This is a genomic window from Alphaproteobacteria bacterium (genome assembly GCA_016870095.1).
Taxonomy (GTDB): Bacteria; Pseudomonadota; Alphaproteobacteria; order Paracaedibacterales; family VGCI01; genus VGCI01.
Genome location: VGCI01000001.1, coordinates 57,521 through 71,485, shown reverse-complemented (window position 1 = coordinate 71,485; position 13,965 = coordinate 57,521). Strand labels below are relative to the sequence as shown.

Here is a 13,965-nt window from a genome sequence, read left to right as displayed (position 1 = left end):
GCTTTTTTAAACATACATTAAGCCTCCAAGGACTGAACGAGCTGACAAAATACTTTCCCTCTGTGCTCAAAATCTTCAAATTGGTCAAAACTAGCGCAAGCGGGAGACAACAATATGACTGAATTTTCAAAAGAATCACTTAAAGCTAAGCGATAAGAATCCGCTACAGCTTGCTCCAATGTTCCCGACTTCGTAAACGGCACCTGATGCTCTAACGTGTTTGCAAATCTATCTTGGGCATCACCAATTAAGAATGTATGCACAATTTTTGGGAAATAGGGCGATAAAGAATCAATACCTTCTTCCTTGGCTTTTCCCCCCGCAATCCAATAAATTCTATCAAACGACGCAAGAGCTTTAGCGGTTGCATCAGCATTCGTTCCTTTACTATCGTTTACAAAGGCAATACCCTTTATTGTCCGAACAAATTCTTGGCGGTGAGCTAGACCAGGAAAGGTTTTAATGGCTTGGCTGATTTCAGAATTTTCAAGCCCTAATGCACAACAAACCCCATAAGCAATGGCAACATTTTGGAAATTATGTCTCCCCTTCAGCGTGGGAAGGGATTCAAGATCTAGCACTTGTTGACCTCGGTCCACTAACCACCCATCTTCAACATAAATGCCTCCTTCAAGGGATTGATTGATGGAGATTGGGGTGACACTTATCAGACCTGAAATCTCTCGCCATACAGATTTAGAATAATCATCATCAACCCCAATGATGGCGGTTTGAGAGTCCCCTCTTGTTTTAAACAACTTCTTCTTGGCTTCAATGTAATTTTCAAGAGAACCATGACGGTCTAGATGATCTGGGGAGATATTCAACCACGCTGCTATATGTAAATCTAGAGAGTCACTTAAATCGAGTTGGTATGAAGATAATTCAAGAACATAAGTTTGGGCCTCAGGTAGGGCTAACATTGGTGTTCCAATATTCCCACCCACTTGGCAATCTACTCCACACTCTTTAAGAACGTGACCAATTAAAGCCGTTGTTGTCGACTTGCCATTCGTACCCGTAATGCCTACAAAAGTGGCGCTTGGATGGGCAAGCCGAAACAAATCTCCATCGCCGATAATAGGTATATTATGGGTACGAGCTTCTGCCGTAATAGAGTGAGGTGTTGGTTTCCATAACGGAACACCAGGACTTTGAACAAGCGCTGATACTTCACCCCAGGGAATAGGTGTGGCGAGAGCTTCGCCCCCTAATGCTACGGCTTCGGCTACTTTGGTCGAATCATCATCTGTAACAAGGGCAATAGCACCCCTTGCTTTCAACCATTTTACCGCTGAAAGACCCGAACGAGCTAAACCCAATACGACGTATGTCTTACCGGCGACAGGAAACCAAGTACTCACAACCACAAACTACTTTCTCCAAAGTATTTCATTAATGACAGAAAATGGCGCTTTCGCATTGTCAGAAAAAAATTCTGATCGTGCTTTTACCGCAATTTCAATGTCGACAAACCAATGAGGGCTAGGATGCTAGCAATGATCCAAAATCTCACCACAACAGTTGGTTCTGGCCAACCTTTCTTTTCAAAGTGATGATGGATAGGAGCCATCAAGAAAATCCGCTTTTTTGTTAATTTATAATAACCAACTTGCAATATAACAGATACGGCTTCAATAACAAACAATCCACCGATAATCGTCAAGACCAGCTCATGCTTAGTAATAACACTGATAACTCCCAGAGACCCTCCCGCAGCAAGTGACCCCGTATCTCCCATAAAAACCTTCGCTGGGGGCGCATTAAACCATAAGAATCCAAGGCCAGAACCAATTAGCCCTCCCCCAAAAACGGCTATTTCTCCCGCATGAGGCACATAGTGCAACTGCAAATAATTAGCAAAAAAAGCATTGCCGACAAGGTAGGATATTAAACAGAAGCAAGCCATTGCAATCATGACAGGCACAATGGCGAGGCCATCTAATCCATCGGTTAAATTCACAGCATTAGAAGCTCCCACCATCACAAACATTGAAAAAACATAGAAAAATAAACCCAAATGAATTAAATAATCTTTAAAAATGGGAACGGCAACAGCCCCTGCCAAACTCTCATTGGACAGCTGAACAATAAAATAAGTTGCAATGCCAGAAATAAGAAGTTGGCCCAGTATCTTTCGTTGAGCGGATAATCCCTTACTACTCTGTCGTGTAAGCTTTAAATAGTCATCTCGCGCCCCCAACACCCCGAAACCGAGAGTTACAGCTAAAACAATCCATACATACGCATTGGATAGATCAGCCCATAAGAGTGTACTTAAAGTCAAAGCCAACAAAATCAGGCTTCCCCCCATCGTTGGCGTTCCCTTTTTCGTAACCAAGTGAGTTTCAGGTCCGTCCTCCCTTATGGGTTGACCTTTACCTTGCTTACTTTTTAACCAGTTAATAACGGGCTGACCCAACCAAAAACTTATGATTAAGGCTGTTAAAATTGCCCCGCCGGTACGAAATGTTAAATACCTAAAAAGGTTAAAAAAACCAATTTCTCCAGCGTGGGGAAATAGAAAATAATATAGCATACTTTAGCCCCCAGCCTCTGCTTAGAGATTTTTTTGTAAAATGAGTCTATCAACGATTTTGCTCACCCGACTTCCTTTTGACCCTTTTACAAAAAGGATGTCTCCAGGTTGCACAGCCTTGATCACAATATCGGCTAACTTTTCCGAATTTGATGCATACCCCCCAGCCTTTTCAGGGGGAATATATTCCTTAAAGGCCGCTTCAATAATTGGCCCGCCGGATGCAAAAACCAAATCAATCGGATGAGATAAAACTGTACTCATCAACTTCTGATGTTGATCTTCGGCTTGATCTCCAAGCTCCAACATCTCGCCCAAAACAACCAGACGGCGCCCTTGGGAGAAAACAGGAATTTTTGCGAGCACCGATAACCCCGCCTGCATTGAGGCTAAATTTGCATTATAAGCATCATCTATTAGCAAAAACTCACCACCCGGAATGGTAATGGAGTGATATTCACCCCTTCCTTGTATAAGAGGAAGTGTCTCCAATCGTTGAATGAGCTGACTCTGATCTAACCCTAAAGCCTCTCCTATGGCAAGCGCTATCAAACTGTTCATGGCCACATGCTCTCCAGCCTGAGGCAGCGTATATGTAACCTGTTGTCCCCCCATTTTCGCGGTCACAATCCCTTTTAATCCTGTAGCATCCGGAAAGTAATCCACCAGACGAACTGTGGCTTTTTCTGATTTGCCAAACCCCACAAGTTGAGACGTCCCATATTGACTAATTCGATCGAAGATAATATCGAATTCAGGAACATCCAAATTGATAATTGCTAAATTTGGAGCCGTAGCTGCCGAAAAAATGTCTGCTTTTTCTTGTGCTATAATCTGACGTGATTGCATATATCCTATATGAGCATCAGTGATAGCTGTAATAACACCAATATGCGGGCAAACAAGAGAGGCAAGCGGAGCAATTTCCCCCGGATGATTCATCCCAATTTCAAATATTCCATACTGACTATCCCGTGGCATTGTCGCCAAACTGAGCGGAACACCCCAATGATTGTTATAGCTGGCGGGAGAGGCAAATGTTTTCCCTTCACTTTGCAAGACATGCCGTAAAAGTTCTTTTGTGCTCGTTTTTCCAACGCTTCCCGTCACAGCAACGATCGTTGCACGGGTCCGTTGCCTCGCAAATGCCCCCAAGAGAGTGAGGGCTTTTAAAGTATCTGAAACAATAATCTGGGGAGCATTGGCACTTGCATTAATCTTATGATCTACAATTGCTGCAACAGCACCTTTTTCAAAAGCTTGATTCACAAATTGATGGCCATCATGAGCATCTCCCTTAATGGCTAAATAAATATCCCCGGGCTTTAGAGTGCGCGTATCAATTGAGAGACCGGTCGCACTCCACATCAAAGGTTCATTGGGAAGAGAAAGCGCCAGGGCAATTTCCTGATTTGTCCAGAGCTCTATACCTCGCGAACCCATTAGACCTTTAATCCTTCTTTTAAAATAGCTTGAACTTCTGTGCGGTCATCAAAAGGAATAATTCTATCGCCAATAATTTGACCTTGTTCATGCCCCTTACCAGCAATCAACAAAACGTCGTGTGGTTGCATTGTATGCATAGCCGTTCGCATAGCTTGGCGACGATCTCCAATTTCTTGCGCACGAGGACAATTCACCAAAATCTGCGCTCGAATAAAGGCAGGATCTTCATCACGCGGGTTATCGTCTGTAACATATATGTCATCTGCTAATTTTTGCGCAATCTCACCCATCAAAGCTCGTTTACTTGCATCGCGATTCCCACCACAACCAAAAACAACTTTTAATCGACCGTCATTGGCTACATGCTTACGTAATGCCTCTAAAGCTCGACTCAAAGCATCTGGTGTATGGGCATAGTCAATGAATATAGAACTACCCTGGTAAGTCTTTCCTACCAATTCCATTCGGCCGGGCGCACTACATAAGTAAGGCAGAGCTTCAACAATTTTTGAAGCCGGCGCCCCACAAGCAAGAACCAAACCAACTGCGCACAGAACATTTTCAACTTGGAAAGCGCCAACCAAATTTAAGGTAAGCCCAGCCCAAGTTTTGTCTTGAATTGTTAAATCAAATCGGATTTGATCTGAGGTAAGGTGTATATTCTGCGCCCTTAAATCAGCAGGTTGCTCCACTCCATAACTGAGGATTTTCTGTCCCCGCCCTAAAATCATGGCTTTTAACGATGAAAAATAGGGGGAATCCATATTGAGAATGGCCATTTTATCTGGGGGTAAAACATCCATGAATAATTTTGCTTTTGCTTCAAAATAAGCTTCCATCGTCTCATGATAATCTAAGTGATCTTGGCTTAAATTCGTAAAAGCAGCTGCAGATAATTTAACGTCATGAAGTCTGTATTGATCCAGTCCATGACTCGAAGCTTCAAATACACAGTGAGTAATGTTAGATTGAGCAAGTGAATCGAGATTTTGATGAAGAGATAATGCATCTGGAGTGGTTAATTTTGTCGAAACAAGATCACTCTTCAATTTGGCTTGATAAGAAAGATCAACTCCCAAAGTTCCTAAACTCACAGCAGAGAATCCCAACTTTTGCCATATTTGGCGCACGAAAGTCACTACTGAACTTTTTCCATTTGTACCCGTAACTGCCACAATGACTTCAGGCTGCTTAGGATATAGTAAGGAAGCAGCTTGAGTTAAAGCCTTGCGTGATGAAGTCACACTCAAAATGGGTACAGGCACTTTACCTTGCATTGCCTCAGCAACATCTGATTCCGCAATTAGGGCTATTGCCCCCGCTTTTACTGCATCCAAAACATGGGTTTTGGCTTGATCACAAGGAATAACGACAAATACATCTCCCTTTTTGACGAGACGCGAATCTTGAGATAGTCCTGTAAAGGGAAGAGTGCCAATATTTAGGAACTGTTTATCAATCACGCCTTGCCCGATATGGTGCACAAGGTCATTCAGTATCATGAATATCATCTTCCTGAACGTGATTTACGGGTGTTAAATTCATTTGAGGTGCCATCGTCTCTCCTGCCTCTCCATCCATAACTGGGACAACGCCCAATAATGGTGCCATTCGGGCGATTATGCGCCCCCCAGTTGGAGCCGCATTCCATCCCCCAGTTGCATAACCATGGGTTTTTATTGTTGGTTTTGGATTATCCAAAAACAATAAGACAATATACTGTGGATCACTTTTTGGGAAGACCCCAATAAAGGAAGTCAACTTTGCCTTGTCCGCATACCCACGCCCAGCCATTTTATGAGCTGATCCAGTCTTTCCCATAACCTCATAGCCTGGCACATTTGCCGTTTTTGCTGTTCCTTCTGTGACAACCATACGCATGAGGTCTCGTAAGGTGCGGGACGTCTGTGAAGACACAATACGTATTGGCTCAGGCATAGATGCAGGATCTCTTTTCAAGAGGGTTGCCGGTCTCAGCCACCCATCGTTAACAATTCCAGCCACCGCAACCATAGATTGCAAGGGGCTTGCCGTAATCCCATACCCATAAGCTACAGTCATTGTTGTGACAGGGCGCCATATTTTTGGCACAAGAGGAGATCCAATTTCTGGAAGTTCTAGAGTCGGCGCCTTTAATAAACCAAATCTATCTAAATATTGTTTTTGAACGGCGCCGCCAAATTGTAAGGCCATTTTAGCGGAACCAATATTCGAAGAATGGATAAAGACTTCCCGGACATCTAGAACGCGCTTTTTACCTTTAAAATCTGTAATTTGAAAACGACCCACACGAATGGGCAATGTTGCATCATAAAGACTTTTTAAAGAAGCCGTTCCTGTTTCAAGAGCGATGGCCGTATTAAATATTTTAAATATTGAGCCGGACTCGTAAGTTCCCAAAGTATTGCGGTTAAAATTGGCTCCAATTTGATTTTGATTCGGCAAATTTGGATCATAATCAGGCAATGAAACCATTGAAAGAATTTCACCTGTCTTAATTTCCATAACCATCGCGCTGCCGCCTTCAGCTTCAAACTCATGGACTGCCTTAGAAAGCTCATCGTGGACAATATGTTGAACACGCATATCTATCGATAACATCATTGGATCTTGAGTGCCCGTCAAGCGGCCATCAAAATACTTTTCAATTCCTGCAAGTCCATTGTTGTCAATACCGCAATATCCAAGAACGTGAGATACAAGAGCTCCATAGGGGTAAACACGTCTCTCATCCCGTTGCAAATAAATTCCCGGAATCCCAAGTTGATTAATGGACTGCTGAAGTTTAGGGGGAATATGGCGGACAACCCAAACAAAGCCTTTTCTACCAGAAGAAAGTTTTCTTAAAACACTCTTATAGTCAAGTTCTGGAATAAGGCCAGATAATTTGGCTGCGGCTTCTTCTGCATTGATAATAACCTTAGGATTTGCATAAACGGAAGCGGTAACTAAATGCGTTGCTAAGATTTCCCCATTCCGATCTAAAATGTCAGCGCGCGCTCCTGCCGTTGCAGCAGCGACACCAAGTCGGGGGGTATCACTTTCCGGAGATATCCAAAGTGAGCGGATCACCATAACATCTGCTAATCTGACAAATATAAGTAAAAAAACCACACAAAAGGCGGCTCCTGCAACTAATGATCGATTTTTTGCTGTTTCGAGGACGTTACGATCTCTCATAACTTGGTGCCAGAGTCCTAAGTGCTTTGACAAGACACGTAAAGGTTCGGCCATGAAATGTTTCATGCACGCCCCCTAGTCATTTAAGGCTACCAAAGTTGCATCAGAAACAAGGGCTTCAACCAATTGATCCATAGCCCCACGATCATAACCAGCTATACCCACTGAATCTGCGCCAGTAACTTCCTGCAAGGAAACCAATTGAGATCCTTTAATAGGCGATATTGTTAAATGTCGCTCACATAAATCTTGTAGTCGGCGGGGATCATTTAAATAGGCCCATTCTGCCTTTAAGACATGAATTGATTCATTTGTTTCGCGAATTGTTTTGCGAATTCGATTATGGTCTTTCTCGAGATTCATTACTTGATATTTCAACTGGAAAAGACCCAATCCTACACCTGCTGTTATGGCAACAAAAAGTAAAGTCGGACGCCGCATTATTCGTCCCCTTTATTTTGATTAAGGGGGGAATTCAAAGGCACAAAGCGAATCGCCGTACGTAAGCGGGCAGACCGTGCCCGCGGATTCAAGCGGACTTCTTCCTCACTCGCCACAACACCTTTTGCACTCACACCGTTACCTTGCACAAAAGTTCCTGCAGCTGTTTTACTATCAACCAAATCAGGTACGTATCGAGAATTTTGATTGCTGTGTTTACTGCCCCTACTTTGACGCGTTTTTAAAAATTGTTTAACCAATCGGTCTTCTAAGGAATGGAACGTAACAACGACCAAACGGCCGCCCGACATCAAACATTCTTCAGCAATTTTCAAACCTGCATCTATCTCAATTAACTCATTATTTACATAAATACGCAAGGCTTGAAATGTTAAAGTTGCTGGATTTTGCCCATCTTTTTTCCCCTTAACAACTGACTTCACTATGGCAACTAACTGATTTGTTGTCCGAATAGGCTCTTCTTGACGCATGGCGACAATTTTTCGCGCAATGGCTCGTGATTTTTTTTCTTCACCATAACGATAAATTATGTCCGCCAATTCCTGCTCGGAATACGTGTTTACAACATCTGCTGCACTGATACCCTCATTGGACATTCGCATATCTAATGGGCCATCAAATCGGAATGAAAAACCCCGTTCGGCCGTATCTATCTGATCGGAAGAAACACCTAAATCAAAGACAAAGCCATCAACCTTTGACAGCCCAATGCTGTTCAACAATTCCTTTAATTGACTGAAGGTTCCTTCTAAAATTTGGAAACGATCAGGGTATTCCTTTTTCATTTCCTGGGCCCGTTGTATTGCCGCAGGATCTCGATCCAAAGCGACAACGCGACAATTAGCCGCCGCCAATATGGCCCGACTGTAACCACCGCCACCAAAAGTGGCGTCCACATAAATTTCATTTTTTTGAGGGCAAAGAGCTTCTAACATTTCAGGTAAGAGAACGGGAATATGGCTCATGATGCTTTTTCCTCTAAAGTCAAACGCACACCCGGGCCTTCTCTCTTTAAACGATCTCGGGCATCATCTTGTATTTTTTGGAAAACAGTTGGAGACCATAATTGAAAAGTTGCTCCCCTACCAACAAAAGCAACTTGATCCGTTAAATTCGCAAATTTTAAAAAATCCTCTGGGATGCTGACTCGCCCTTCACTGTCGAAAGACAAAAGATGCGAGTCTGCAAAAATTGCAGATACCAGATCATCTTGAGCATCAGAAAATAAATCCAGACGATCAATACTGTTGCTAAGGCGTTGCATGCGATCCACACCACATCCCTCTAATGCCGGATGTTTTAAAGATCTAAACACTACAATTCCTGAAAAAGAAGGATCATTTTGTGGGTTAGTTTGACTGGGAATTAGGGATGTCCGGAAAGATGCTGGCACAGATACTCTTCCCTTTTTATCGATCTTATTTACAAATGTAGATAAAAATAGCGCCATGTGATCACAAACCCCTCTCTTATGGGATACCATGGGATGACATGGGAGTCAATGGGATTTTGCAAAAACGCATTGATTTATTTAAAATTATTTTAACAATATTGTATTAAAAATCTTTCCTTTTAAAAGTTGTTAACATTCAGATGGTTATCAAATGCAATCTTCCCCTCGCTCTCAACTCGAAAACAAGATAGAATAAATATAAATGATCAAGGAGCATTTCAATGAGTATATCTATTTTTTTTAGAACTTGGCTGTACGGTCGCAAGGTTGGCGAAGATGCCCAAGGAAACAGATACTATGAAGACAAAAGAAAAATGCGCTACGAAAAACCGCGCCGCTGGGTTATGTACAAAGGAACTGCCGAAGCGACGAAAATCCCATCTCAATGGCATGGATGGTTACACTTTACAACGGAAATTCCTTCTCAATCTTATACTCCTTATCCTTGGCAAAAAGAACATCTTCCCAACCTGACGGGAACCGCCCAAGCGCACAAACCAAAAGGCTTGAAAGGACTAGAGGTAAGAAAAATTTATGAGCCGTGGATTCCGAAATAACCCCGCAGACAATAAAACTTTTTTAAATATTACTTTTACAAATATAAATTTTCTTAACTATCAAATTGCCGCTAAAAATCATAAAAAATAAAGAAGTCAGAGTGAGGGCTCATTTTTACTTCAATTATTCAATAATTGGATCTCCCCCTAAAGATTGTATCATCTTACAAACATCCTGAGTCGCTTTTTGAATTGAATCGACATCAATGCCTCGCATCACTAGACTGACACCCAATTTCCCCAATTTAAAGTAAGGGTAGCTTCCAATTTCAACTTCTGGATACCGACCTTGCAAAAGTGCCAACTCATCAGCGATAACTCCTTCTGAGAATGAACAATTCACTGTTGCAAATTGAATGGGCTTACCCCCCGTTAAGCGTCCGATTAAACTTTCGAACATCCCTTGCATGACACTTGGCACACCTGCAAGAACAAAGACATTCTCTATCTGAAAAGCAGGTGCTTTACTAATGGGATTGTCAATTAAGGTTGCCCCGATGGGAATTAATGCCATACGCCGCCGTGCATCATTCAAAAATTCACCATAATAGTCACGCAAAAGAGACAATGCACGAGGGTTTTCCTCAAGAGACACATGAAATGCTTCAGCAAGACTTGCGGCCGTAATATCATCGTGGGTATAACCAATTCCCCCGGTCGTAAAAACATACGTATGGGATGACGCCAATTCGCGAACAGAAGAAATAATCTGCGACCTTCCATCTGGAATGACGCGCGCTTGATTCAAACGAATGCCGATATCACCTAAGCGTTTGGCTAAATATTGAATATTTGCGTCCTGGGTACGGCCCGACAAAATCTCATTTCCAATAACCAAAATAGCTGCAGTCGTTGTCATGATATCTTGCCCCAAAGTCCGTTATTTGTTATGGAAATACCATACTTTTTATTCGGATGACAATCATAATGCACTTTCCTAACCCCCCCCTACCGGGCCATCTCATCAAGAGATATAAACGGTTTTTAGCAGATATATCACTAGATTCTGGTGAAATTGTTACCGCTCACTGCGCCAACCCGGGTGCGCTATTAGGGGGAACGACGCCCGGTTTACGTGTATGGGCATCTTATAATCCGTCTCCAAATCGTCAACTTAGTTATGATTGGCAGATTGTAGAAATGGACAATACAATGGTAGGGGTCAATACGAGTCTACCCAACAAAATTGCAGAAGAAGCCATTCTTGCCGAGAAAATTACTGAGCTTACAGGGTATGACACTCTTAAAAGAGAGGTAAAATATGGAAATAATTCCCGTATCGATATTCTCCTCAGCAGCCCAGAAAAACCCCCTTGTTATGTAGAAGTTAAAAATGTTCACTTAAAGCGAGAGAACGGAGCTGAATTTCCAGATTCTGTCACAACCCGAGGAGCCAAACATTTAAGAGAACTAGAAGATATAGCAGCTCTAGGTGCTCGTGCGGTCATGCTTTATATCATTCAACGCGACGACTGTAGCCATTTCTCTTTTGCCGCAGATATTGATCCCATCTATGCAGCGTGCGCTGCCAATGCATTCACGCACGGGGTAGAAGCGTATGCCTATGTCTGTAACGTGAATCAATCAGGTATTTTTCTTCATAAATCCGTTCCCATCATCATGAAATAAGATTTCTGATATTTTATATACTGAAAGTATTCTTGAAACCTTTTCAAATACCTCTAAAACTTGTACCCCATACGTAACCCTATTGAATAAAGAACAGGGCGCACAGTAAAATTTGAAACTGCTGGTGATGTGGCTATAGGCAGAGAAACATCATTTGTTTGACTGCGAAATCGAATAAGTTTCACATCTAGTCCTACAAGAAAATGATTCCAGTGTTTTTCAAGGCCAAGACCGAACAAAAGGCCATTAAACCCCTTGGTTCGATTCACCAGAGTCGGTGATACAGCTGCCCTTGCATCAAAGGCTAAAACACGTTTGGTTAGAAAAAAACTTCGATCAATACCAAATGAAAAAGAGGCTAGATAATTTTTGCAAAAGAAAAAGCCTGTGCGCAGTTGTCCCCCAAAAAACAATTTTCTCTGAAAATCAGTTGAATAGACTCGACTGTTTGTCGTCGTAGAGTCTGGACGCGTGTCAACGAGGCTCGACAAGGCACTTCCTCGACCTACATAAAATTCGGGTCCCATGTAGATGGGCAAAGGATTTAACCGCCACATCATGCCTCCCATAAATGATACTGTGCCACTATTCTCAAGAATTCTTCGGTTCAAGCTATAGCTTGTTGTAACTTTTCCCCCTGCTACCGTTTCTGTTAAACCTTCTGTCCGTCGACCCGTCAGTCTTTCTATACCCCCCACCATGCCCACATAATATATAGAGGGACAATGTATTTGAGATGACGACCCTTCAGATGAGGAATCTGCAGACGTTTTTCCCGTTAAGAGGGGACAAACTAACAAGATCAAAAAAAGAAGATTTAATTTGCGATTCATACATTCACCCCTATTAAATTAAAATTTTACTAAAACAATATATTTATAAGTGTATGAATGAATGCCCGGCATGTAAAGGGGGACTCATATAGATTGCCTTTACGAACTGCGTATATAATCATTGCACCATTCTACCGAAGGAAGAATAAACCCAAGATTACGAATCCTTACGTATTTTTACATGTCTCCCGTTATTGACTAAAAAATCTGTCATTAACTTTTTGTTGAGAGAAATGTCCTATCCTAAGAAAACTAGGCTATCTCATAGCAGTTTATTTGGAAAAAACGATAAGGTGGACTTAATGCATATGGATTGCGAACGACTCACAAATGCCACACTCATTGCTTCTGGAAAAGGGGGCGTTGGTAAAACGTGGTTTTCCATTAATCTTGCACATGCTCTAGGCGGTCAAAGCAAACGGGTATTACTTTTTGACGGAGATCTTGGATTGTCAAATGTCGATATTCAATTGGGGCTTAAGCCAGAATGGGACATTGGCAGTGTATTAAAGCGAAAATGTTCATTCGAAGATGCCATTTTGAACTATAAGCCAACTGAAGATTTTCACAATCATCTAGATATTATAGCTGGGAAAGCTGTTGAAGGGGCATTTACGAGCGTCTCTAAAGCGGGAATTCTAAAATTGAAGGACTCTCTAACGGTTATTTCTCCAAAATATGATCATATGATTATGGACTTAAGCGCAGGTCTCGATCAGATTATTCAAGAGTTTTCAACATTTGCTCAGCAGTGTCTCGTCATCGTTACAGATGAGCCTATGTCAATGTCTGACGCCTTTGCGTTTATAAAGGTCTCGAATCAGCGCAATCCTGACTTACCTATTCATATTGTCGTAAATAAAGCTGACTCAGATGCGCACGGCAAACAAACTTACACCACGCTATTACAAGCCTGTAAGCATTTTCTGAAAACAACACCCTCTCTTGTTGGAATCATTCATCGGGATCCCTGCGTTCCCGACAGCATTCTTCAAAAAGCCTTAACAAGCACAACTCATCCCAATAGCAGAGTAGCTCAAGACATCAAAAAAATAGCCCTTGAGTTAGTTCGGATAAATCAAAATAAAGTGAAAAATTAAGTCAAAGAGGTAGCTTAGGATAAATTTCCAAGCTACCTCAAAAAGATTTAGTAATTATCAGGGATAACGCGACTGTTACCACCACCGTGATTCAAAACATCCTTACTGCTATTAATGACCATAACTCTTTGTCCAGCACGCATGACAGGGTCAGCACCTTGGCGCATAGTTACAATGTCCCCCCGATCCAGTTTAATTTGATATTCCATACCTTCTTGATCTGTCAATTTTTGACCAATCATGTGACCCGCAACGCCCCCCAAAGCTGCCCCACCCAAAGCAGCAAGAACCCTACCTCTGCCACCGCCAATCTGGGAACCTAAAACACCACCCCCAACAGCACCTAAGCCAGCACCTGTGCCAGGCTGATTATCCATATCTTGTCTGGAAGCGGAGATTGTGACCGGGCGAGCAGCAATGATGACACCACGTAGGGTTTCACTCATTTCTCCAACACCTTGAACAGAAATGTTGTTAGCACCAATTCGTGGCGCACATCCGGATACGGCAAGACCGCTCACAATCACGGAAGAAATGATCAAAGATGTTGTTGCAGAATTTAAAAGTTGTTTTTTCATAATTTTATCCCAAGTTTAATTAAGTAGAAATATTTTGTGTGATAATTCACATCATACACGCGCATTATATAGCAAACTAAACTACTGAGAAACACTTCTTTTTTTAATAAAATCTGTAAGAAAGCAAGAGAGGATAATTTTAAAATGTAGGTTGTTTTCTGTTTTAAGGAATATTTGGTGAGTCTTTA

14 protein-coding genes are annotated in these 13,965 nt (G+C 42.1%); 3 read left to right on the top strand and 11 right to left on the bottom strand.

Annotation, left to right across the window (positions count from 1 at the left end):
* Positions 1–17: 17 nt before the first annotated feature.
* The 8 genes from FJX03_00290 to FJX03_00255 form a co-directional block, all read right to left on the bottom strand.
* The gene (locus FJX03_00290; GenBank protein MBM3632137.1) at positions 18–1,370 is read right to left on the bottom strand and encodes a UDP-N-acetylmuramoyl-L-alanine--D-glutamate ligase; all 1,353 of its coding nucleotides are present in this window, start codon (positions 1,368–1,370) and stop codon (positions 18–20) included.
* Positions 1,371–1,450: 80 nt separating this feature from the next.
* Positions 1,451–2,539: a phospho-N-acetylmuramoyl-pentapeptide-transferase gene (locus FJX03_00285; protein MBM3632136.1), complete on the bottom strand. Its 1,089-nt coding sequence runs from the start codon at positions 2,537–2,539 to the stop codon at positions 1,451–1,453.
* Positions 2,540–2,560: 21 nt separating this feature from the next.
* Entirely contained in the window at positions 2,561–3,982 is a 1,422-nt protein-coding gene (gene murF / locus FJX03_00280) for a UDP-N-acetylmuramoyl-tripeptide--D-alanyl-D-alanine ligase (protein ID MBM3632135.1), read from the bottom strand.
* Positions 3,982–5,487, bottom strand: a complete 1,506-nt coding sequence (locus FJX03_00275) for a UDP-N-acetylmuramoyl-L-alanyl-D-glutamate--2,6-diaminopimelate ligase (GenBank protein MBM3632134.1) — start codon at positions 5,485–5,487, stop codon at positions 3,982–3,984. The genes murF and FJX03_00275 overlap by 1 nt, the downstream gene beginning before the upstream one ends.
* A complete protein-coding gene (locus FJX03_00270; GenBank protein MBM3632133.1) occupies positions 5,474–7,231 on the bottom strand; it encodes a penicillin-binding protein 2 in 1,758 nt (585 codons plus the stop codon). Before FJX03_00270 ends, FJX03_00275 begins: the two co-directional genes overlap by 14 nt.
* Positions 7,232–7,240: 9 nt before the next feature.
* Positions 7,241–7,606, bottom strand: coding sequence for a hypothetical protein (locus tag FJX03_00265; GenBank protein ID MBM3632132.1), 366 nt, complete (start codon positions 7,604–7,606; stop codon positions 7,241–7,243).
* Complete coding sequence (rsmH, locus tag FJX03_00260; protein MBM3632131.1) at positions 7,606–8,592, bottom strand: 16S rRNA (cytosine(1402)-N(4))-methyltransferase RsmH; 987 nt, start codon at positions 8,590–8,592, stop codon at positions 7,606–7,608. The genes FJX03_00265 and rsmH overlap by 1 nt, the downstream gene beginning before the upstream one ends.
* Complete coding sequence (locus tag FJX03_00255; protein MBM3632130.1) at positions 8,589–9,077, bottom strand: division/cell wall cluster transcriptional repressor MraZ; 489 nt, start codon at positions 9,075–9,077, stop codon at positions 8,589–8,591. The genes rsmH and FJX03_00255 overlap by 4 nt, the downstream gene beginning before the upstream one ends.
* A 224-nt stretch (positions 9,078–9,301) precedes the next feature.
* Here FJX03_00255 and FJX03_00250 point away from each other — a divergent pair, with 224 nt between their 5' ends.
* Positions 9,302–9,637: an NADH:ubiquinone oxidoreductase subunit NDUFA12 gene (locus FJX03_00250; protein ID MBM3632129.1), complete on the top strand. Its 336-nt coding sequence runs from the start codon at positions 9,302–9,304 to the stop codon at positions 9,635–9,637.
* A gap of 124 nt (positions 9,638–9,761) precedes the next feature.
* Here FJX03_00250 and FJX03_00245 read toward each other — a convergent pair whose 3' ends face one another.
* A complete protein-coding gene (locus tag FJX03_00245) occupies positions 9,762–10,496 on the bottom strand; it encodes a competence/damage-inducible protein A (GenBank protein MBM3632128.1) in 735 nt (244 codons plus the stop codon).
* A gap of 68 nt (positions 10,497–10,564) precedes the next feature.
* On the opposite strand from FJX03_00245, the gene sfsA reads away from it, so the two are divergent.
* A complete protein-coding gene (gene sfsA / locus FJX03_00240; protein MBM3632127.1) occupies positions 10,565–11,266 on the top strand; it encodes a DNA/RNA nuclease SfsA in 702 nt (233 codons plus the stop codon).
* Positions 11,267–11,319: 53 nt separating this feature from the next.
* Here the strand turns inward: sfsA and FJX03_00235 are convergent, their stop codons facing one another.
* Positions 11,320–12,099 (bottom strand): hypothetical protein, encoded by a 780-nt coding sequence (locus FJX03_00235; protein MBM3632126.1) that lies wholly within the window; start codon positions 12,097–12,099, stop codon positions 11,320–11,322.
* Positions 12,100–12,332: 233 nt separating this feature from the next.
* Here FJX03_00235 and FJX03_00230 point away from each other — a divergent pair, with 233 nt between their 5' ends.
* Positions 12,333–13,199, top strand: coding sequence for a MinD/ParA family protein (locus tag FJX03_00230; GenBank protein ID MBM3632125.1), 867 nt, complete (start codon positions 12,333–12,335; stop codon positions 13,197–13,199).
* 47 nt (positions 13,200–13,246) lie between these two features.
* Here FJX03_00230 and FJX03_00225 read toward each other — a convergent pair whose 3' ends face one another.
* On the bottom strand, positions 13,247–13,777 hold the full coding sequence (locus FJX03_00225; GenBank protein MBM3632124.1) for a glycine zipper 2TM domain-containing protein: 531 nt from the start codon (positions 13,775–13,777) through the stop codon (positions 13,247–13,249).
* Positions 13,778–13,965 lie beyond the last annotated feature (188 nt).

What these genes read in the sequence shown, in the direction of transcription:
- FJX03_00285 (MBM3632136.1), bottom strand. Translation starts at nt 2,539, where the DNA reads ATGCTATATTATTTTCTATTTCCCCACGCTGGAGAAATTGGTTTTTTT.
- murF (MBM3632135.1), bottom strand. Translation starts at nt 3,982, where the DNA reads ATGGGTTCGCGAGGTATAGAGCTCTGGACAAATCAGGAAATTGCCCTG.
- FJX03_00275 (MBM3632134.1), bottom strand. Translation starts at nt 5,487, where the DNA reads ATGATACTGAATGACCTTGTGCACCATATCGGGCAAGGCGTGATTGAT.
- FJX03_00270 (MBM3632133.1), bottom strand. Translation starts at nt 7,231, where the DNA reads ATGAAACATTTCATGGCCGAACCTTTACGTGTCTTGTCAAAGCACTTA.
- FJX03_00265 (MBM3632132.1), bottom strand. Translation starts at nt 7,606, where the DNA reads ATGCGGCGTCCGACTTTACTTTTTGTTGCCATAACAGCAGGTGTAGGA.
- rsmH (MBM3632131.1), bottom strand. Translation starts at nt 8,592, where the DNA reads ATGAGCCATATTCCCGTTCTCTTACCTGAAATGTTAGAAGCTCTTTGC.
- FJX03_00255 (MBM3632130.1), bottom strand. Translation starts at nt 9,077, where the DNA reads ATGGCGCTATTTTTATCTACATTTGTAAATAAGATCGATAAAAAGGGA.
- FJX03_00250 (MBM3632129.1), top strand. Translation starts at nt 9,302, where the DNA reads ATGAGTATATCTATTTTTTTTAGAACTTGGCTGTACGGTCGCAAGGTT.
- FJX03_00245 (MBM3632128.1), bottom strand. Translation starts at nt 10,496, where the DNA reads ATGACAACGACTGCAGCTATTTTGGTTATTGGAAATGAGATTTTGTCG.
- sfsA (MBM3632127.1), top strand. Translation starts at nt 10,565, where the DNA reads ATGCACTTTCCTAACCCCCCCCTACCGGGCCATCTCATCAAGAGATAT.
- FJX03_00235 (MBM3632126.1), bottom strand. Translation starts at nt 12,099, where the DNA reads ATGAATCGCAAATTAAATCTTCTTTTTTTGATCTTGTTAGTTTGTCCC.
- FJX03_00230 (MBM3632125.1), top strand. Translation starts at nt 12,333, where the DNA reads ATGTCCTATCCTAAGAAAACTAGGCTATCTCATAGCAGTTTATTTGGA.
- FJX03_00225 (MBM3632124.1), bottom strand. Translation starts at nt 13,777, where the DNA reads ATGAAAAAACAACTTTTAAATTCTGCAACAACATCTTTGATCATTTCT.